Here is a 19999-nt window from a genome sequence, read left to right as displayed (position 1 = left end):
TTTTTTTTTGAGGTTTCAGATTGCTTCATCAAGTTGCATTTCAACTTTATCAAAAGTACGAAGAAGCTTAATTACCGCGTCGGCGATTACTTTTTTGCCAGAGATATCAGGATGTAACCCATCTTGAGAATACCTGACAGGCAAAATGCCGTTATTGTCGCTTAACAAAGGAGTGATATCAATTACATATTGCTGCTTTTTTAGGAATGCATTTACGATGTTAGTTTGATATTGCCAGTCATCAACAGATGGCTTATGAAAAACTTGTTCAATTCTGGCCGGATTGATGGGGGGGATGGTTAAGAAAATGGGTGTTATGTCATTTTTCTCACATTTCTTTATTAGCTTTTGGAATTGGTCAATGACATCCTCTGCTTTTGTTCCGCCTCTTATACCGTTAGCGCTCGCGAGGATCAACAGATATTTGGGATGGAAGGGCAAAACGTCATTGTTGAAACGCTTGACTAACAATTCCACACTGTCACCGCTTCTTCCCAAGTTTTTCATTTCATAAGGTAGGTAGGATGAGTAATCAAATCTAATATCTGAAGGCGGGTTGGATACAGCTCCGCCGCCATGGGTAATGCTGTCGCCTAAAACGGCCCATGTGTAATGTTTTAAAGTAACATGAAAAGGAATGGCATCCGAATAAGTACCTATAGGTTGATCGTCACTATTTAGCGCAAGTACTCTCCAGTAATAGGTACCTTCTTCTACGTAGGCATGTTGGTCATAACAATCAGCCTCTCCATCTACGTCATAACTACGCACTCGGTTTTTTGAGGGGGTGATTCCATTGGGGGTTTCCGGAGCTTCTTTCGTAATCTCAATCGTATAATGGGTAGCTCCGAGTACTGGAATCCAAGAATAGGTCGGGTAAAGCGGTACGGGACGATTCGTATTAAAAAGAGCTGTGGGCTGCGGTTTTGTCGGATTTAATTGACCGTTAGATAGTGGCATAGGTTTAGAAAAAGGACCAATAGGCTTACGGTCTAAATCTAAGGGTCTAATTCGATAGTAAGTTTTATCAAGATCAATCTGTGCAAGAGCAGGCTCATTTAAATCTAGTTCAATACCTGGCGCAAAAATAGCTGTTGTATGGTAGAGGATATTTTCTTTTGGTACGGATTCATTTGGTTGATAAGGCTTTGACATGATCTCCAGTTCATACATCACAACATCTTCACCATTATTCCAGGCAAGATAAAGCTTGTTGGTTTGAAGCGTGGGGGTACTTGCGGGGCGGGAGAAATTAGAGGCTGAGGCATAACCGCATAGTAAGGCAATAATAATAAGCAAGATGGCAAATTTAATCACTTTCATAGGGACTCCAATCTAAAATAACGAGCATGTAGCAACCCGCCAAAGCGGAATGTTCATTGTATTCTTAGTTATATTATAGCAATTTCAAGGAGCAATTTGGCAAAAATTGCAGAACTTGATGTAAAAAACGCCAGCCGTGGTTACGGTGGCGTTTTTGTGTTGGTTATTCATCTTTCTCAATTTTAAAAGAATTCACATGGCGATCCAGTGATAAGGCAATATCGTCAAGGCTTGAGGCTGAGGATGAAATATTCTTTAATAAAAGTTTCAGCTTTTCCACTTCCACTTCTAAATGAGATATTTGATTCATCGGGTGAATCGCTGCCTCAGGTGTTTTCTGGTAGTCACTCGGAGAAGCTATGGGGTTTGCTTGGCACAGGGTTGATATTTTCTTTAGAAGCTGTAAGGCTTCTTCGGTTTTGTCTAATTGCTTATTCAGTATGATTTGTTCAAGCAGATGATTTAATTGGTGAACCGTTTCTTGAAACTCAGTATGTAAGGCTTTGTTGGAAGCAAAGGCGTAGCTTTGTAATAAAGGGATAGAATCCCCTTGTAAATCCTTCACGCCCTTTTCAATTCCCTGTAAGGCGTTTTTGGATTCGGTGATGTCGATGAGTAAGCGTTGTGAGGCTTCTTTTAGTTTGGTGGAATTCGAAAGGATTCTCCCGATGAGTAGTGAGATATTGTTAAGCATGACATTGAAAGCATTGCCTAGCACGCTAAATTCATCATCAGAGAAATGCTTCAGTCTTACCGTTAGGTTCCCGCTTTGACATTGGCGCATTACTATCATCAGTTCATTAATTGGTTTAAAAAAAGTATTGGATAATAGTAATGCAATCGATGCGGAGATAGCGACAACGACCAGTATAGCCAGAATCAGCATTTTAGATAATTGATGGGTCGTATTAAATATTTCAGATTCATAACTTCCCGTGACGATATACCAGTTCCAAGGCTCATAGTACATAAAATAAGCAATCTTGGTTCGACCATTAAACTCATAAGTAACGGAACCATTTTTCTTCTGAATGATTTCTTTCACCCAGGGATACTCTAAGGCGTTTTTGCCTTGTAAAGTAGGATGGATAATCATCATTCCTGATGGGTCAAGAATAAAAGCATAGCCAGTTTCACCAACTACAATGTTTTTTATTGCAGCAATCATTTCGTACTCCTGTTCGCGACGTCCGAGGACGAAAGCGCCAATGAGTTTTCCACTACTATCCCAGATTGGCTGATAAATGGTAGCATGCATAATTCCTTCGACGCTGGCTCTGCCCAGATATTGCTGGCCGTTTATTAGCCTTTCGTAAACATTACCTGAATCAATATATGTTCCAGAAATTCTAGAACCGTCTGGCTGTCTGACATTTGTACTGACTCTGATAAATTTGTTATTATGTAATTGAAAGATCGTAGCTGGCAGTTTTTCCTTTCCGATTAAACTATCAACTAAAGTAGAATCGTCGGTTATTTTTTGATTCCCAATATACCAAGTGGGTAGACGATAACCACCGATATCCACCATATTATCATAATCAAAACGACTATTTCCCAAAGAATTTAGTCTTTCTACAAAAGATGCGTCGGCGCTCTCTAACCAACGTGACAATACCTTTTGCTGCGTATCAACCATATTATAAATACCTGTATTAATATTGGTGATCGTTTCTTCATTCTGTTTTGCAATCTTTTGAGAGATCAGGTAATAACTGAATCCACCTATGACGATCATTGGAATTACGGCGGCAAGAATGAACCAAATAAATAAACGTGATTTAATGCTCGATTTAATGCTTGGCTTCATAGGTGAACCTCCCTTTTACAAACAGGTAATAAATATGCTAACATTATACTATCTTGTTACTTATTGTACAATTTGATAAAATCAAAGTATACTAATTTTTTTGAAATATCTTAATTTTAGAAAAAATAATTTAGATAAAGCTCAACTATGGAACTTAGTGGAATTCCCTACTTATAAGTGCGAATGAAATGGTAAGTTAAGGAGGAGGATATCCTTGAAGATAAGGCAAATTATGGATCATTTTTTTACGATATGTTCCTCCTCTGACACTATTTCAGCAATTGCCGAAAGAATGGCAATCTCTAAAGTCTCTTTTGTTATAGTTGTTGATCATAGAAATATGTATAAAGGTGTTATTAGGGCTTCCTCATTATTGGTTAGAAATTGGCAGGAGCATTCATTAGGGGATTTCTTACAGGAAATTCCTCCCCTGGTGGAAAGTGATCATATAACTTCGCTGAAGAAGGTTGTCTTAGACATTGTACCGGTAATCAATGAGGAACGGAATGTTGTGGGGGTTATCAGTTTTAGAAGCTTGGTGGATTATCTACCTGAAGTGATGGCTGGCTGTGGGGAGCGAAATCTGAGTATTGTCAGAAAGGATAAGCAGCATAAATCCAAGTATACGATTGACGACATTATTGGCAAAAGTCATACTATATTGTCACTAAAGGAACGGATTATAGCGGCTGCGAAAACAAAGTCAAACGTCCTCATCTTAGGCGAGACAGGCACAGGAAAAGAGTTGGTGGCTCACGCCATACATAGGCTGAATAGCAGAAGGCACCAAGCCTTTGTTCGAGTAAATTGTGCTGCTATTCCAGATAACCTGCTTGAGTCAGAGTTATTTGGTTATGAGCAGGGGGCTTTTACCGGTGCTGGTAAAGGCGGCCACCCAGGAAAATTCCAAATGGCTGATGGGGGAACCATTTTTTTGGATGAAATCGGCGATATGCCTCTATCGCTACAATCGAAGATACTGCGGGTTTTACAAGAACGGGAAATTGAAAAGGTTGGTGGCCATTTTCCAGTTCCCATTGATGTTCGAGTGATTGCTGCTACTCATCATGATTTGCACCAGTTGATCAAGGAAGACAAATTCCGTCAGGATTTATTCTTTAGGTTGCATGTTATACCTATCCATATGCCGGCGCTAAGAACACATCCCGAGGATATTCCTTTATTAGTAGAGCTGTTTTTAGAGAAAACAGCAGATGAATTAGGGATTGAAAAGCCAAAAGTAGAACATGATTTTATGAAGGCGCTATTTGAGTACCATTGGCCTGGAAACGTACGAGAATTGGCCAATATCATAGAGGCAGCTGTATCTTTGTCAGCGAATGGAATTATCACTTGTGAGTATATACCGGATTATATCTATGCCGCTAGAATTCCCAATAGTGGCGAGGCTTTGCGAGCCCAGGCGGATGAGGCGGAACGGGACGCCATTTTGAAAGCAAGCAAGACTTACAAGGGTGATAAGCTAAAGATTGCGGAAGCTCTGGGAATTTCACGTAGCAGTCTCTACAATAAAATGAAAAAATTTAATATCGATATTTGACGGGATAAACCGTAAAGTGTTAGTTGCTGTGCCTGGTAAGAAGTGGTATAGCTAGTAAAGGTGATTGAGGGTTACTTAACCTCAATCACCTTTTAAATTTATGTACAGAGTAAATAAACCATAGGAGCATTGAAATTATAACAAGCTGAAAATCCAAGAAATTGGACGAATTTTCAGAAAAGTAAATGCTGTATTGGAATGGGCCGCAATAAAGCAAGGGTTCTTGCTTGGCACAAGAATTGCAATAGTATGATATTGGCAAATAAAATATGAAAAGAGGGTGGCGTATGACAGAGTATCTAGTCAAAAGGCGTTTTGAGAGTCCTCTTACCACAGGTGTCGTATTAACAGTTATATGTTTTATGGTAGCACTGATTTATTGGCCAATTTGGGGATTAATTGTCAAATCAATAGCGATTAGTTTAGCTGGTCCGGGTCTAGCAGCCGTTGATGCTAAGGTGGCTGCAAAGTATATTGGCGTTTTAGGCGAAGGGACCTTTTTTTGGATGGTTATTAATGCTTGGATTTGGCAAACATTACTCTTTGGTAATTACGGCAAGTATCATGTAACTGAATTGCAGCCCAAGGCTGGTATTCGGTATAGCTTGATTGGGCTGCTCACAGGGATTGTTGGATTTTTTATCTTAATTGGGTTTATCGGCATATGGTGGAAACCCTTCAGTCTGGGAATTTTATTCATACCTAAGACCGCGGCAGAAGTTCAACTAGCAATCGAAGGCTGGGAAGTTGGTAATTTTTATTGCTTAGCCGTTATTATTACGCAAATTAGTTATGTCGCGCTCTTTCAAAAGTGGCCGTTTGCTGGCAAAGCTGCTGCGCCGATCGATAGTGTTGGGGCAATGGCGATCAGTACGGTTCTCGCATTAATCGTTTGGTTCGCCATGTTTTTCCCCAGCTTGATGAGTGGTTTATCCTTGGGCGGACATGGAATTGTTGATAAGCCATTTGGGTCGTGGGCCGCATTTTTAGCTTTCTGCCAGGCTTTTATCTTCTTCTTTTTAATCCCTGCTGAGGGGGGCGAGCGTTACCCACAGAAATTGTTTGCAAAAACCCAACCTTATGCTGGTTTGGTGGGGCTAGCCATTGCATTGGCAGCAGCACTGATTGTTCCGCCGACCTTGCGTGCGATAGTAGAACCGTTGAATCTCGTGCCTGGAGTACCAGCTGATTTAGTGGTTGCTTCACTAGAATTATCGACAATCTGTTTCCAATTGACCTGGCATCACTTGTTTGATGATTATCCCAGCGCCGAAATCGTTTCTAACGATTTAAATAGGGCACTGATTCGTTTTGGAATTTGGCTAGGCGGCGGGATGATTTTTGGTCTTCTCTGGTTGCAAACGTTTAAGCTTTTATCTTATGGCGGTAATGACTTGGGACTTGGCTATCCGGTCATGGGTCTTCTTGCTGGTCAATTTGCCTTGTTGATGGTGATTTTGTATTGTAATACCTTCTTCGACAAATGGCCATTAGTTTATAAAGTACCTGTTAAAGTTTCAAATAAAAAAAGCTAGTTCAATTTCTGATTAAAGATGACTTCTAAAGCATAAGCAAGCTAGAAGAAGCTACGCAAGCTTATCAGAGCTTTAAGGTGATAATCATAGAAGGGGGAAAATATATGAACAAAGTTATGAATTTAGACGAAGTTATAGAAAAAGTTTGCGATGGGGCTACCATTATGATTGGCGGGTTTCTTGGTATTGGGTCACCGTTAAAGTGTATTGAAAAATTGGTCGAGAAAAAAGTAAAAGATTTAACGGTTATTGCTGTAGTGTGTTCGTATCCTGGCGGTGATTTTGATTTGGCGCCGCTATTCAAAAATAAGCAGGTTAAAAAATTTATTACCGCTCATGCTGGTACTTGTCCAGAAGCCTTGGAGGTCTTTAAAAATGGCGAGCTTGAAATAGAATATTACCCAATGGGTTCATTTATTGAAAAAATTAGAGCAGGCGGTTCTGGTCTTGGCGGTGTGCTAACGCCAACTGGCAATGGCACTTTAGTAGCAGAAGGGAAAGAGAAGCTCACGATCAATGGCAAAGAGTATCTGCTAGAATTGCCGCTTACAGCCGATTTTGCTTTTATTAAGGGATATCGTGCTGACAAACTAGGCAATGTCCAATATCGCGGCGTATCACTTAACAGCAATCCAGTAATGGCAACGGCTGCAACCTTTACTGTTGCTGAAGTAAACGAGATCGTAGAAGTTGGTGGAATTAACCCAGAACTTGTGGGTACTCCCGGGATATTTGTAAAGGCTGTTATCCAAGGGGACTCCTTACAGGAACAGCAGGATGTTCTTAAAGAATTATGGGTGCGGACTGGTCGACTGGCTTAACAGAAAGATTGACGAAATTGGGTAGGGAGGTATATAACATGGATTTTAGAGAAATGATCGCCCGCCGGGCTGCTTTAGAGCTTAATGATGGTGAAGTGGTAAATCTCGGTTTTGGTATGCCAACGGCGGCCGCTAATTATATTCCACCTGGTGTCAATGTAATTTTACAGTCGGAGAATGGGTGCCTGATGTTTGGACCGACTCCCAAGCTGGGAGCGCAAGATGCTGACGTGGCTAATGCCGGCGGGCAGCCGATTACGTTACTGCCAGGCGCGTGCATATTTGATCTGTCAACATCTTTTTCGATTATCAGAGGGGGGCATGTAGATTCCACGATTCTCGGGGCATTAGAAGTAGACCAGGAAGGGAGTATTGCGAACTGGGCGATGCCAATTGCTCCCGGTAAATATTCTCCTGGTATGGGAGGGGCCATGGATCTCGTTGTTGGGGCTCGTAAAGTGGTTGCTACGTTGCAACATAATGACAAAAAGGGGAATTCTAAAATCTTAAAAAAATGTCTCCTTCCCTTGACTGGTAAAGGCGTAGTCGATGTTATCATAACCGACAAAGCCGTATTTAGCGTGACTCCGCAAGGCTTGATACTGAAGGAAGTGGCTCCAGGTTTCTCGGTGGAAGATATCATACAGATGACCGAGGCTGAGTTCACAGTCGCGGATGACCTGTGTGAGTATCGATTATATCCAGGCAGTGCTAAGCTGATCGAGCGATAATCGTAGAAACAAGGAAATCGAAGCAAAAAGATGTCTTAAGCGCTCGTCAGATACTTGACGGGCGCTTCTACTGCAATTGCTGAGAAAAAATAATGGCGACACTTAAAAAGTCTCTAATAGAATACGATGTATAGTATGTGAAAGTAATTTTATCAAGAAAGAGGGGGACTCTATGCCGATAAGAATGTTAAGTCCATTTTCGCTGACTAATGTAAGCACGCAACTTTCGCCGCAAATCGAAACAAGTATCCAGCTGGATCCTGAGGCTGTAAAAGAGATGATGGCCAAAACTGCTGAGAATCCACTACCATCAGTTGTGATAAGTCAGGACCAATACAACTCAATCGCACAAAAGTGCGTTTCATCTGAGATGCAGAATGATGACTTTGCTTTTTCGGTTTCTGATTGCACTTCACCCCAAGATGCGCAAAATTGGCAGGACTATTTCAAAAAAACGGCACTGACATCGCAAAGCATTCGGCAGGATTTGGCTGCGACTAATCCTGATAGTATTGACGGTAATGTATATTACCAAGACTTTAATGGGCCGCGTATTACTTCTGTTACTGACAATGGTACAGACTATCTTAATAATCTTATAGTCAGGACAAGTTTCTACAAGAGTGAGCTGCAAAGCAATTTCCAAGGTGATGATCTGCAAGCACGGGTAAACAGCTTGGATGATTACGTTAATAATCTTGTCGGGAATTTTGCTCAGAAAACAGCCGATAAAATCTATAATAAGCTACAAACCACCGATCCCACGAGTAGCCTCACTAACGAAAAAATAAAAACAGACATTCTAAATATTTTCCAAGATAATTCGCGGCAAATGCAAGAAATTATAAGTAATAACCCGGACAAATGGCAAACGGTTTTAAAAACAGGGGGCGATTATTTAAATTATTTTAGAAGCAAGTTGGAAACAGCTACGACAACTGCCCCTACTACAAACATAGCCGAGAGTAATACCGGCGATGCATTAAATTATTCTGGTCTAAAGAATTTGATTCAAACTACGGCAGGTATAGTCGCTCCTCAAGAAGTTAGTCCAATAAACTTAACTACCAATAATCTTGATGGTATTATCTCTAAAGACATAGATTCTATTATAAGAAAAACGTATCTTTCCAATTACTCTGAAAATCAGCCGTATATACTTTATATAACTGCATAATAAGTTACTTATCTTTGTGGATGAAATGACCTTTTTTCTTCGCAGCTTCATTTTTATTCTTAAATAATGCCTGTGTAGTCAATATCGGTTTTTTGCGGCTTTACTTGATGTGGGGAAAATTAGTATTGACAAGCTTAGAGGCTCCTTCCGAGTTATTGAGTAATTGGGAAGGGGCTTTTAATTTCAATGGAAAAAAGAATGAAGTGTAAGATTTTTGCAAAATATTCTTCCAGGCAGTTAAAAAAACTGAACAGGGAGGTTTTGCCTACTAAGGTTTACTTTGGAGCGGTTTTACGATATATTGGGTGATATAATGCAGCTACAGGGAGACGTTATGTTACCAAGAAAAAGTAACAGATCGGGAATTACTGTTGAGATTATTGAAACAAGAAAACCGTGGTGGCAAGAGATTACTATTTCGCAGTGGAAGGCTTTGGCTGCGGCTTTTTTTGGTTATACGCTTGATTCATTTGATGTGATGGTATATGCATTTGCTCTGACTACGATTGTGCAGGAAATGCAGTTGACTACAATTAGTGCTGGCTTTTTGGCGTCGCTTACTTTATTTGCTTCGTCCTTTGGTGGTGTTCTTTTTGGTATTGTGTCAGACCGCTTTGGCCGGAAAAAGGGGATTATGCTGACTGTCTCTATATTTGCTGTGTTTTCCTTTTTGAGTGGTATTTCACAAAATGTTATACAGTTGGCTTTAGCCAGAACTTGTTTGGGGATTGGTATGGGCGGTCAATGGACTGCAGGCGTTCTTCTACTGGCAGAAACATGGCCTCCCGGGCATCGGGCGAAAGCGATGGGACTGATGCAAAGTGGCTGGGCATTAGGCTATGTACTGGCTGCCTTGGCGACAATTATGCTGTTGCCGTCTTATGGTTGGCGTGCTTTATTTATGATTGGTCTGCTGCCGGCGACTTGTATTTTATGGCTTGTCTACTACATTGATGAAACAGTACACTGGAAGAAGGCACAGGCGCAAAGCAAAGAAAGTCGTATGGACTTTTTCCAGATTTTCCGGCCTGCTTTACGGCGGTATACGGTTGTGATTACGTTGATTAGCACCTTGCTGATGCTGGGGTACTGGGGACTGTTTTCCTGGCTGCCAAGCTATCTGAGTATGCCTGCAGAAAAAGGCGGGGCAGGACTCAGTATTGTTCAATCATCACAGTTTATGATTCCTGTGATGATTGGTGCATGGCTTGGCTATGTGACGTATGGTTTTTTTGCGGATCGTATGGGACGACGACCGGTTTTCTCTTTCTATCTTATGGTTGCTGCTTGTCTCGTTTATTTTTACGGAACTTCACGCGATCCGGAAATGCTCTTTCTTTTAGGCCCATTTGTCGGTTTTTTCGGTTCTGGCGCTTTTAGTGGTTTTGGTGCATTCGCCTCCGAGATATTTCCTACTCAGGCTCGGGGATTTGGAACCGGATTTACGTATAATATGGGACGGATATTCAGTGCAGGAGCGCCTCTGTTTATTGGTTATCTGGCTTTGTTTTACGGACTTGGCTCAGCTCTTTTGTTTACCGGAGCCGCTTACTTCTTAGCTGCCGCAGCGATCTTTCTGCTTCCGGAAACGAAGGGACGTGAATTAGAATAAGTTTTTACAAAAAATAAACTCCTGACATGTGTCAGGAGTTTATTTTTGTTTTTTCTTAATGACAAGCTGAATGATTGCCTTAATATCAGCTCGTGCTTCTTCGCTGAGCGGTTGTCCATCAACAGTTAACTCTTGTTGATCAAGAATATCGATGAGATCAGGAATATGAGGCGTGTTTAAACAGAAAAAATCAATCAAAGCATTTTGGAGTTTTGTTGTTAAATTGGTTCGCTCGTTTCGCTCAATCATACTCAAATAGGCACCAGAAAGACGCACGTTATAGCGATTGCGGATCAGCTCAGCAGCTTCATCTAAAGTTATATGTGTATGGAGTCTTGCTGTACGGACTTGTTCACCAAGATTCATAATCATCACCACGTTATTAGTTTTTTATTCGTATGCCTATTGACAATGGATTTAACTAGCAGTTAAAATAAAACTACCTGTAAAAATGTCACATTTCAAATAATAGGATATTACTAAAAATATATCATATTTCATCTTCTATGGCTAGAAGTGAAAAGCAGTTCCTTAAAACAGATCAAAGAAGTGTTTTCTTTTTTTATTTGAAAAATTTACTGGCAGTTAATATTTGAATGACTGAGTAATCAATGAAATCAATTATGAGGAGCTCTATGTAAAAAATATAAACTATCAGTTAATATAGGTGAAATCAGCAAAAATAATGAGGAGGTTTGGAATGGAAGCTGTAAAGCAAGGTGTTGAAGAGGAACTGGATAGGGAAAGAAAGAAGGAAGACGTGGCGCAATCCTGGTGGCGAGGCGTTACAAAGAAAGAATGGAATGCCCTAATTGCCGGCTTCTTCGGGTATGCACTAGATGCATTTGATGTCATGGTATATGCATTTGCTCTTACAACACTGCTGGGAGAGTGGGGACTTAGTGCCGTGGAGGCAGGTTTTCTTGCCACAGTTACTTTGTTTTCCTCGGCAGTAGGTGGTATTGGTGCAGGGCTGTTTTCTGATAAGCTGGGGCGAAAAAAAGCCATTATGACAACAATTCTTTTGTTTTCTATTTTTACAGGACTGAGTGGTTTGGCGCAAAATCTGGTGCAGCTGGCAATTGCTAGAACGATTTTAGGCCTTGGCATGGGAGGACAATGGACTGCCGGTGTTCTTTTGATTTCAGAGACATGGTCAACTAAAAATCGTGCAAAAGCAATTGGCATTATGCAAAGTGGCTGGGCATTTGGCTACGTTATGGCTGCGATTGCTTCCATGGTTATTCTTCCTGTCTGGGGTTGGAGAACATTATTTATGATTGGAATTATCCCGGGAGCACTGCTTTTGGTCTGGCTTGCAGTTGCTGTAGAGGAAACTGATATGTGGAAATCGATGAAGCAGGGAGAAACTGCACAAAGGGTCAGTGTATGGCAGATCTTTAGTCCGCAGCTCATTCGTTATACCCTGGTGATTACGCTTTCGAGTACTTTTATGATGTTTGCTTACTGGGGGCTATTTACCTGGCTGCCCGGTTATTTGAGCACTCCCGTTGAAAAAGGCGGTGCAGGACTTAGTATTCTTAAGTCTTCCGGCTTTATGATTCCGACGATGCTGGGGGCTTGGGTCGGCTATGTTACATATGGTTTTTTTGCTGATAAGTTTGGTCGTCGCCCTGTATTTGCTATTTATTTAATGATTGCGGCTGTTTTAGTCTATTTCTATGGTTCGGTACGCGATGTTACTACCCTGATGATCTTAGGGCCGCTTGTAGGGATCTTTGGCTCCGGCTCTTTCAGCGGATTTGGTGCGATTTGCTCAGAGTCTTTTCCCACAGCTGTTCGTGGTGTAGGAACGGGCTTTACTTATAATGTTGGGCGGATGATTAGTGCTGTATCGCCAATGGTGATTGGTTATTTTGCCGGTCTGTACGGAATGGGATCTGCACTAGGGCTTACTTCCTTTGCTTATTTTTTGGCCGGAGTCAGTATTTTTCTGATTCCTGAATCCAAAGGAAAAAGTTTGGAATAGGAAAGTGGTCAGCTAAGATTTTTCTTTACACCAGCAAACTCCTTGTGTCATATATAACGAAATTGCACAGGTAGCTTCAGCAGGAATTCATATTAACAATGGAAGTAAGAGTGACATTGATATAGTAATTCAAAATGTTAAGGAGCTTATAAAGCAGCTCATATTCATTGCCAATAATCAGCAATAACTTTGGCACTAGGTAAATATGAAAATATGGAAATATGGAAAATAAAGAAACCCTAGTGTATGATATTAGTATTGTAATCTTTATAATGTAAGGAGCGGACTATGAAAACAATTGGGTTAGGTGGTATGAGTTCCATAATATTATTTACAATGAATTATGCAGCTGTTGAATATGCACTAAAATAGCTTTATTTATTGGGGTTGAAACAAAACGAACGGGCCTGCATCAGTGCTGATACAGGTCCGTTCGTTTTGTAAATAGGGAGTGCGCGTACCGATGAATATCAAGCTGATAATAATGAGTCTTGTGTTTTTTTGTATTTTTGATAAACTAGTTAATAATTAACAGGTTATTTATTGAAAAAAAACTGTTCTTAAGCGAATACATAAGAAAAAAAGTATGCTTATGAGATCAATAACATGATAGCGTTTAATAATGAAAATGAGTGTAGCTATGCTGTAATTATCTCAATCAAAACGAATGATGGCAAAGAGGGGTGTGAGATTACGAATGAAATTGAAAGCAAAAATAGTAACGGGACTTTTTTTATTAATTACATTGCCCTGTCTGACTTTAGGAATCCTTTCATATCGACAAACTGCGGATTCTTTAAAGGTTAAGAGCGAAGAACAGACCGTAAGTATAGCGGAAAAAATGGGCTTGGTGCTAGAGGCAAATATGGAAAGTGCAGATATTTTAGCATATACAGCAGCGATGGATGGTGTTTTTCGCGAGTCGGTATTGTCCGGTAATGGTGAAATGGCCAGAACGACACTGCAAAATTTACAACAACAGAATCAAGAATTATTAGATGGAATATTCATTGTCGACGCCAAGGGAACCATTATTATGTCAAGTCAGGATGGTTCGGCAGGCTATTCTGTAAAAGAACGTGATTATTTTAAACAAACTATGGCAGGCCAAAAAGTTACCAGTGAAGTATTGGTATCAAAAACGAATCATAAATCGATCATTCTTATTACCCAGCCTATTAAGGACAATGGGAAAATCGTCGGTGTATTGGCGGCTAGTGTCAATTTTGACTATCTTGTCCGCCAGGCAGATAGTTTAAAAATTGGCGAAACGGGCTATGCTTATTTGCTCAATAACAAGGGGCAGTTTGTGTCTCATCCCAATAAGGAGCTTGTTTTAAAGGACTCCTTGCTTGAAAGTAAAGATCAGGGGACCGCGGAACTGGCTAAAGCGATGACTACTGGAAGAAGTGGGCAGGGATTTTATGTAGAGCAAGGCCAAACGATGTTAGCTGCATATGTGCCTGTTAAGCAATTTTCATTGGCTGTGACACTTCCTGTTAAAGAGTATATGAAAACGGCTGATCGAATTTTGTATAATACGGTAGCGATACTAGTTATAGCCTTGGCGTTGGCTTTAGCGATCGCGTATATACAGGCTAATTCCCTTGTCAAACCAATTGAACATTTGCGCAGTTTAATGCGCAAAGTGGAGCAGGGGGATTTGACCCAAGGAGTTACAAGTACCAGAAAAGATGAAATTGGTGATTTATTTCGCTCCTTTGACGCTATGCTGCGAGGGCAGGCGGGCATCGTAAAAAACGTGAGAAGCAGTAGTGACCATTTATTTGCTAGTTCGTCACAAATGGCGGCTTCTATCGAACAGGTCGTAGCAGCAGGGAATGATATTACGGAAAATACGCAGGATGTAGCAGAAGATGCTAGGGTTGGCAATGAAGATTTGCAAAAAACCAGACAGATACTGGCGGAATTAGCGCAACTCATCGGGGATGCGAAAATAAAGGTTGATACGGCGGTAGAAAAGTCGCATGCTACAAGCTTAGCCGGTGAAGCGGGGCGCCGTAAAGTTAGCGAAACTGTGAGCTGTATGCAGGATATTAAAGCTGAAACACAAAGTACGGGGAAAGCTATTGAAGAACTGAATCAGTATGCTCAGCAGGCTGGACAGATTATTGAAATGATTACGGCTCTAGCTAAGCAGACTAATTTGCTTGCTCTAAATGCTAGTATTGAAGCGGCGCGAGCTGGTGAACACGGCAAGGGGTTTAGCGTTGTGGCCGAAGAGGTGCGCAAATTAGCGGAGCAATCCGATAGCGGAGCGCGTGATATTAGTGCTTTGATCTATAAAATTACGGAAAACACCAGTAAGGTTGTGGAAGCAATCGATAAAAATGCTCATCAGGTTGCCAAGGGAGTTTTGGCAGCACAGAGCACAGACGATTCCTTGGCACAGATTGATCAGGCTGTAGCGGATACGGTTTTGGCGATTGCAGAGATTAATCAACTCGCCGATCAGGAATTGGCTAATTCAGAAGAGATCGTAGGTCAAATTGAAAAAGTATCTGCTGTCATGGAAAAGGTAGTAGCGAGTTCGCAGCAGGTAGCTGCAGCCATGGAAGAACAAGCTGCAGGCATGCAGACACTGGCTGCCGGTGCAGAAGGAAATAAAGAGATGGCAGGAAATTTGCAAGCGCTGACTTCTCGGTTTGACGTATAATGATGGAGTTTCGTACCTATCCGTTATTAAAGTTTGAGGAAAATATAATTTTATATCATCAAGAAAAGCTCGATGGAAAGGGATTTTTTGGCGTGGTAGAGGATGAAATTCCGCTAAAATCGCAGATTATTAGTTTTGCCGACTATATTGATGGTGGCAGGCGGGTTTATTGATAGATAAATTGTACAAGACATAAATCACGTTTTTGACTGATATATGAGATGAGTCTCGTCGTTTTTTATGCATCATTTGTAGTGAAAAAGACAAGAACGTCTGCCAAATTAACAAAAATTTGGCGGGCGTTCTTGTCTTTTGGGGGATTTCCTCCATGTCCCCACTTTGCTATTTCCTTCGGCCGTTACTGTTGCGGCGTATATGCTGAGTTAATCGTATTTTGTATCATTTGGACGGTAATTCCTTCTGTCCATTTATCAAAATAGCATGGATAGTAGGTTCCGCAGCTCTTGCATTCTATATATTGCTTACCATCCTTTTGTTCTCGCCTATCATACATATAGGGAAGAAGCTCTTGGGTATTATTAACTCCTGGGGCATTTGCATCTATTCTATAAGAATATTCATAGGTAGCTTGGTATTTTAACATCAATTTATCAGAGTTGCAAACTGGACATACAACTCGATTATTATGATGCATATTCGTTCACCTCTATTGTAATGTGCTGATATAATTTTGGCTTCGTGAGGAACTAACGTCATAAGAACTAGAGTTATTCAGTGATATTATGTCCATAAGATAATAGACTAATGCTGACATAAAACTTTTGGGAAAATATCATCGAAATGAAAAAAATACTATCAAAGCATCTTTGTTCGACAATTTTCCTGCTTGTTTTACCATAATTGTTAAATTTATGTAAACGAGTAAAAAATTATATTGAAAAATGTTGACAAGCAGTTAGGCGAACTTATAAAATGAAATAAAAAAGCGAGTGATCACTCGCTCGGGTGGTAAAGTTATGAACAGTTTTTTACATCGAAAAGAGAGAGTTATACTTTCGGCAATCGAAATCATTGACGAGTTGGGCATCCAGGGCTTATCAACACGTGCGATTGCAACACGACAGGGGATTTCGGAGGGAACGCTTTTTCGGCATTTCAAGTCAAAGAACGAGATTATTCTGGCAGTCCTGGACCATTTTTCTCAATATGACGCTGATATTTTTCAATCGGTCAGGTTGAAGGGGTTGCGGACGAAAGAAGCTATCACTTTTTTGATTGATTCTTATGCTATTTACTATGAAAACTATCCAGCGATTACCGCTTTGACACAAATTTACGGCGTACTATCATCAGAGCCTGAATTTGAAGATAAGGTACATAACATTCTGTTCAGTCGCAAGAACTTTCTCACGGAAGTTATTGAGAGGGGACAAAAGCTGGGAGAAATAAAAGAAGACCTAGACAGTGCAATACTAGCTGATATTATTTGGGGCGCTTTTAGTAGTATCTGTTTATCCTGGCGGATGAACGATCGTAATTTTTCTCTAAGAGAAAAGATCATTACCGCCCTGGATATGTTGCTTGAAGCATTTTGTTTATAAAAAACATAACTGGAGGAAGAAGATGAAAAGAGTATTAGTAGTTGATGATATGGTTTTTATGCGGTTAGCTCTGAAGGGAATGCTTGAGAAACATGATTATGAGGTAGTAGGAGAAGCGGAGGATGGTGCCCAAGCGATTGAAAAATACAAGATTTTAAAGCCTGATATCGTGACAATGGATATTACCATGCCTGTGAAGACTGGAATCGAAGCGCTGAAAGAGATTATGGCCTTGGATCCTCAGGCTAAGGTTGTTATGGTTTCGGCCATGGGGCAGGAACGTTTCGTCAAAGAGTCCATTATGAACGGTGCCAAATATTTCGTGGTGAAGCCATTTAAAGAACCACAGGTGCTAGAAACGCTTAACAAGGTCGCGGCGTTGTAATAGAGTACATTGAAGGGGTAGATGGGCGATGTCGGATCAGAATACTTTGGAACCAATGCTTGATCTATATCTGTTTGAAACAGCGCAACTGCTAGAACAGTTGGAACAAACGGTAATTGTCAGTGAAGAGTCGGGCTGCTATGGCGCAACAGAGATTAATGAAATATTCCGGGTGATGCATTCCATTAAAGGCGCGTCGGCTATGATGCTGTTTGATAACATGGCGACTCTCGCCCATTCTCTTGAAGATGTGTTTTTCTATCTTCGCGAGGCGAAACCGGAAAAGGTAGATTGCTCACAATTGTCGGATCTTATTCTCAGTGGCGCTGATTTTATTAAGAACGAGCTAGAGAAGATCCGAAACGTCGGTAGTTCCGATGGGGACGCGAACTCTCTTATCAGCGCCATAAAAAGTTTTTTGGATCAGCTGAAGGCTGCTAATCCCGATTCTACAAAAGCCAAAACCGAATCGTCCCCAGCCGAGATTAAGACTGAGGCTCCTGTAAGCAAGCAGCAGTATTATATTAGTCAGGACAAACCCAGCAGGGCATTTGATAAACGATTTTTTTCGGCGACGATATTCTTTGAGGATAATTGCGAGATGGAGAATATTCGGGCCTATACCATTATCCCCACACTGAGGGAGACGGCCGAAGATATTTCTTACATACCGGACAATATTATGGAAGACGATTCTACGGCCGCGATTATCCGTAAGGACGGATTCAAGCTATTTTTCGCCACAGAACGAACGTACGACGAAATCTATGAGCTTTTGGATAAAACGATTTTTCTTAAAAGCCTTGAACTGATCGAAATCAGTGAACCAGCCCCAGGCAAGATTACGCCGGTCGCTCAGATTGTTCTGGACGAGCCTGAGGTAAAGATACCGATTCCCAGAGAAAAGAACATTGCCGAAAAACGCACTAGCGAAAAAAATGCTGGTGTAGCTGCGGCAAGCAATCAGAGCATGATCAGTGTCAATGTCGCAAAACTGGACATGCTGATGGATTTGGTGGGCGAACTAGTGATCGCAGAGGCTCTGGTCACGCAAAACCCTGATCTGAAAGGGCTTTCCCTGGATAACTTCACCAAAGCGGCGCGGCAGCTAGAGAAAATAACGAGCGAGCTACAGGATACGGTAATGTCGGTTCGAATGCTGCCGCTTGCGGCAACCTTTCATAAAATGCACCGGATTGTCCGCGACATGAGTAAAAAGCTCGGCAAGGAAGTCCGGCTGAATCTAGTAGGAGAAGAAACAGAGGTCGATAAAAATATTATCGAACATGTCTCCGATCCGTTGATGCATTTAATCAGAAACTCCATTGATCATGGAATCGAGTCTGGTGAGGAGCGGGTGGCGGCAGGCAAACCGGCCGCTGGGAGTATTACGCTAGAGGCGAAGAACGACGGCAGTGACGTTGTAATCGTCATTAAGGATGACGGCAAGGGTTTGAATAAAGACAAGATATTGAAGCGCGCTAGGGAGAATGACCTCATTCACAAGCCTGAGAATGAATTGACCGACAAGGAAATCTTTTCCTTCATTTTCTCACCAGGATTTTCCACGAAGGATAAAGTGACGGAGTTTTCTGGCCGCGGCGTGGGCATGGATGTAGTAACCAAAAATATCAACAGTATTGGCGGGGCAGTGCTGATTGACAGCTCTCCTGGCGCTGGAACGACTATTTCGCTGCGGATTCCCCTCACTCTGGCGATTATTGACGGTATGACGATAGGCGTGGGAAACGCCCGTTACACGATTCCGATCGCTGTGATAAAAGAATCGTTTAGACCTAAAGAACAGGAAATTATCATTGATCCTGACGGCAACGAAATGATAATGGTTCGCGGCGAATGCTATCCGATTCTGCGTATCAGTCGGGTTTTTAAGGTGGATCAGGCTGTCACGCGTATTTCGGAGGGCATCATTATTATGGTGGAAAATGAGAACAAAGCGACTTGCCTGTTTGCGGACGAACTGATCGGCGAGCAGCAGGTGGTTGTAAAAGCGTTGCCGACCTATATCAAAAATATTAGGCAAGTGGAAGGTTTGGCGGGATGCACTCTCCTGGGAGATGGTGGCATCAGCCTAATACTTGATATTGGCGGGTTGATGAATCGAAAATACGCCGAGTAGGCGGTAAAGCATGTTCGCCAAGTATTTATTGATGACAGTAAATTCGGAAAATAGTGGTGTCTTCTGGCGCTAGCTAAAAAGGCGAGCAAGAGCGAATAAAGGGATCAAGAGCGGTTAAAAGTGATGGGATGAATATGGGAGGAGTGCTTGTGTCCGAAAAAGTGGAAATGGAGCTAGAATTCGAGGAAGATACCCAGAAGGACAAATTCTTGACATTTCCTATGGGTGCAGAAGTTTATGGCTTGGAAATCAAGTTTGTTACGGAGATCATTGGACTGCAGCCTATTACTAAGGTACCGGACTTGCCGGAATACGTAAAAGGCATTATCAACCTCAGGGGAAAGATCATTCCGGTTATTGATGTACGGCTTCGGTTTAAGAAACCCGCGATGGAGTACAATGATCGGACATGCATTGTCGTAGTTGATATCAGCGGGATTACCGTCGGCCTTATTGTCGATACTGTCGCCGAAGTATTGACAATCGGCGAGTCGGATATTGTTCCACCACCGGAATTGAATCATGGGAGTTATCAGCAGCGATTTACCAAGGCGATCGGTAAGGTGAGCGGCGCAGTGATACTGATTCTGGATTGTGACAGATTGCTCGGCGATGATGCGATGCCGGAGATCGATTAATCAAGATGCAGCGAAACATTGTCTTAGGTCAACTCAA

17 protein-coding genes are annotated in these 19999 nt (G+C 41.6%); 13 read left to right on the top strand and 4 right to left on the bottom strand.

Annotation, left to right across the window (positions count from 1 at the left end; all coding sequences use genetic code 11):
* Positions 1–15: 15 nt before the first annotated feature.
* Both AC0MXB_RS10895 and AC0MXB_RS10890 read right to left on the bottom strand, forming a co-directional pair.
* The gene (locus tag AC0MXB_RS10895; protein WP_474039703.1) at positions 16–1323 is read right to left on the bottom strand and encodes an SGNH/GDSL hydrolase family protein; all 1308 of its coding nucleotides are present in this window, start codon (positions 1321–1323) and stop codon (positions 16–18) included.
* 163 nt (positions 1324–1486) lie between these two features.
* Complete coding sequence (locus AC0MXB_RS10890; RefSeq protein WP_474039702.1) at positions 1487–3133, bottom strand: Cache 3/Cache 2 fusion domain-containing protein; 1647 nt, start codon at positions 3131–3133, stop codon at positions 1487–1489.
* A gap of 214 nt (positions 3134–3347) precedes the next feature.
* Here AC0MXB_RS10890 and AC0MXB_RS10885 point away from each other — a divergent pair, with 214 nt between their 5' ends.
* The 6 genes from AC0MXB_RS10885 (at position 3348) to AC0MXB_RS10860 (ending at position 10570) form a co-directional block, all read left to right on the top strand.
* Complete coding sequence (locus tag AC0MXB_RS10885) at positions 3348–4694, top strand: sigma 54-interacting transcriptional regulator (RefSeq protein ID WP_474039701.1); 1347 nt, start codon at positions 3348–3350, stop codon at positions 4692–4694.
* Positions 4695–4981: 287 nt separating this feature from the next.
* Positions 4982–6229, top strand: a complete 1248-nt coding sequence (locus AC0MXB_RS10880) for a hypothetical protein (RefSeq protein WP_474039700.1) — start codon at positions 4982–4984, stop codon at positions 6227–6229.
* Positions 6230–6333: 104 nt separating this feature from the next.
* Complete coding sequence (locus AC0MXB_RS10875; protein ID WP_474039699.1) at positions 6334–7050, top strand: CoA transferase subunit A; 717 nt, start codon at positions 6334–6336, stop codon at positions 7048–7050.
* A gap of 38 nt (positions 7051–7088) precedes the next feature.
* The gene (locus AC0MXB_RS10870; RefSeq protein ID WP_474039698.1) at positions 7089–7781 is read left to right on the top strand and encodes a 3-oxoacid CoA-transferase subunit B; all 693 of its coding nucleotides are present in this window, start codon (positions 7089–7091) and stop codon (positions 7779–7781) included.
* 172 nt (positions 7782–7953) lie between these two features.
* Entirely contained in the window at positions 7954–8958 is a 1005-nt protein-coding gene (locus AC0MXB_RS10865; protein ID WP_474039697.1) for a hypothetical protein, read from the top strand.
* A gap of 334 nt (positions 8959–9292) precedes the next feature.
* Positions 9293–10570, top strand: a complete 1278-nt coding sequence (locus AC0MXB_RS10860; RefSeq protein WP_474039696.1) for an MFS transporter — start codon at positions 9293–9295, stop codon at positions 10568–10570.
* A gap of 39 nt (positions 10571–10609) precedes the next feature.
* On the opposite strand, the gene AC0MXB_RS10855 is transcribed toward AC0MXB_RS10860, so the two are convergent.
* Positions 10610–10936: a hypothetical protein gene (locus AC0MXB_RS10855; RefSeq protein ID WP_474039695.1), complete on the bottom strand. Its 327-nt coding sequence runs from the start codon at positions 10934–10936 to the stop codon at positions 10610–10612.
* A gap of 334 nt (positions 10937–11270) precedes the next feature.
* Here AC0MXB_RS10855 and AC0MXB_RS10850 point away from each other — a divergent pair, with 334 nt between their 5' ends.
* The 3 genes from AC0MXB_RS10850 (at position 11271) to AC0MXB_RS10840 (ending at position 15410) form a co-directional block, all read left to right on the top strand.
* A complete protein-coding gene (locus tag AC0MXB_RS10850) occupies positions 11271–12560 on the top strand; it encodes an MFS transporter (protein ID WP_474039694.1) in 1290 nt (429 codons plus the stop codon).
* Positions 12561–13257: 697 nt separating this feature from the next.
* Positions 13258–15237 carry a methyl-accepting chemotaxis protein gene (locus AC0MXB_RS10845; protein WP_474039693.1) on the top strand — a complete coding sequence of 660 codons (1980 nt, stop codon included), beginning with the start codon at positions 13258–13260 and terminating at the stop codon, positions 15235–15237.
* Positions 15237–15410 carry a hypothetical protein gene (locus AC0MXB_RS10840; RefSeq protein ID WP_474039692.1) on the top strand — a complete coding sequence of 58 codons (174 nt, stop codon included), beginning with the start codon at positions 15237–15239 and terminating at the stop codon, positions 15408–15410. The genes AC0MXB_RS10845 and AC0MXB_RS10840 overlap by 1 nt, the downstream gene beginning before the upstream one ends.
* A gap of 185 nt (positions 15411–15595) precedes the next feature.
* On the opposite strand, the gene AC0MXB_RS10835 is transcribed toward AC0MXB_RS10840, so the two are convergent.
* A complete protein-coding gene (locus tag AC0MXB_RS10835) occupies positions 15596–15892 on the bottom strand; it encodes a hypothetical protein (RefSeq protein ID WP_474039691.1) in 297 nt (98 codons plus the stop codon).
* Positions 15893–16214: 322 nt separating this feature from the next.
* Between AC0MXB_RS10835 and AC0MXB_RS10830 the strand changes: the two genes are divergently transcribed.
* From AC0MXB_RS10830 to AC0MXB_RS10815, 4 genes are all read left to right on the top strand, one after another.
* A complete protein-coding gene (locus tag AC0MXB_RS10830; protein WP_474039690.1) occupies positions 16215–16799 on the top strand; it encodes a TetR/AcrR family transcriptional regulator in 585 nt (194 codons plus the stop codon).
* 22 nt (positions 16800–16821) lie between these two features.
* Positions 16822–17184: a response regulator gene (locus AC0MXB_RS10825; protein ID WP_474039689.1), complete on the top strand. Its 363-nt coding sequence runs from the start codon at positions 16822–16824 to the stop codon at positions 17182–17184.
* 28 nt (positions 17185–17212) lie between these two features.
* The gene (locus tag AC0MXB_RS10820) at positions 17213–19324 is read left to right on the top strand and encodes a chemotaxis protein CheW (RefSeq protein ID WP_474039688.1); all 2112 of its coding nucleotides are present in this window, start codon (positions 17213–17215) and stop codon (positions 19322–19324) included.
* Positions 19325–19473: 149 nt separating this feature from the next.
* Positions 19474–19962 carry a chemotaxis protein CheW gene (locus AC0MXB_RS10815; RefSeq protein WP_474039687.1) on the top strand — a complete coding sequence of 163 codons (489 nt, stop codon included), beginning with the start codon at positions 19474–19476 and terminating at the stop codon, positions 19960–19962.
* Positions 19963–19999 lie beyond the last annotated feature (37 nt).

Source organism: Pelorhabdus sp. sgz311001 (genome assembly GCF_055901755.1).
The sequence above is the reverse complement of the archived record's forward strand: the minus strand, read 5'-3'. Positions and strand labels throughout refer to the sequence as shown.

Excerpts from the sequence above, each read along its gene's own strand:
- AC0MXB_RS10895 (WP_474039703.1), bottom strand. The coding sequence starts at position 1,323 with ATGAAAGTGATTAAATTTGCCATCTTGCTTATTATTATTGCCTTACTA.
- AC0MXB_RS10890 (WP_474039702.1), bottom strand. The coding sequence starts at position 3,133 with ATGAAGCCAAGCATTAAATCGAGCATTAAATCACGTTTATTTATTTGG.
- AC0MXB_RS10880 (WP_474039700.1), top strand. The coding sequence starts at position 4,982 with ATGACAGAGTATCTAGTCAAAAGGCGTTTTGAGAGTCCTCTTACCACA.
- AC0MXB_RS10875 (WP_474039699.1), top strand. The coding sequence starts at position 6,334 with ATGAACAAAGTTATGAATTTAGACGAAGTTATAGAAAAAGTTTGCGAT.
- AC0MXB_RS10870 (WP_474039698.1), top strand. The coding sequence starts at position 7,089 with ATGGATTTTAGAGAAATGATCGCCCGCCGGGCTGCTTTAGAGCTTAAT.
- AC0MXB_RS10865 (WP_474039697.1), top strand. The coding sequence starts at position 7,954 with ATGCCGATAAGAATGTTAAGTCCATTTTCGCTGACTAATGTAAGCACG.
- AC0MXB_RS10860 (WP_474039696.1), top strand. The coding sequence starts at position 9,293 with ATGTTACCAAGAAAAAGTAACAGATCGGGAATTACTGTTGAGATTATT.
- AC0MXB_RS10855 (WP_474039695.1), bottom strand. The coding sequence starts at position 10,936 with ATGAATCTTGGTGAACAAGTCCGTACAGCAAGACTCCATACACATATA.
- AC0MXB_RS10850 (WP_474039694.1), top strand. The coding sequence starts at position 11,271 with ATGGAAGCTGTAAAGCAAGGTGTTGAAGAGGAACTGGATAGGGAAAGA.
- AC0MXB_RS10845 (WP_474039693.1), top strand. The coding sequence starts at position 13,258 with ATGAAATTGAAAGCAAAAATAGTAACGGGACTTTTTTTATTAATTACA.
- AC0MXB_RS10840 (WP_474039692.1), top strand. The coding sequence starts at position 15,237 with ATGATGGAGTTTCGTACCTATCCGTTATTAAAGTTTGAGGAAAATATA.
- AC0MXB_RS10835 (WP_474039691.1), bottom strand. The coding sequence starts at position 15,892 with ATGCATCATAATAATCGAGTTGTATGTCCAGTTTGCAACTCTGATAAA.
- AC0MXB_RS10830 (WP_474039690.1), top strand. The coding sequence starts at position 16,215 with ATGAACAGTTTTTTACATCGAAAAGAGAGAGTTATACTTTCGGCAATC.
- AC0MXB_RS10825 (WP_474039689.1), top strand. The coding sequence starts at position 16,822 with ATGAAAAGAGTATTAGTAGTTGATGATATGGTTTTTATGCGGTTAGCT.
- AC0MXB_RS10820 (WP_474039688.1), top strand. The coding sequence starts at position 17,213 with ATGTCGGATCAGAATACTTTGGAACCAATGCTTGATCTATATCTGTTT.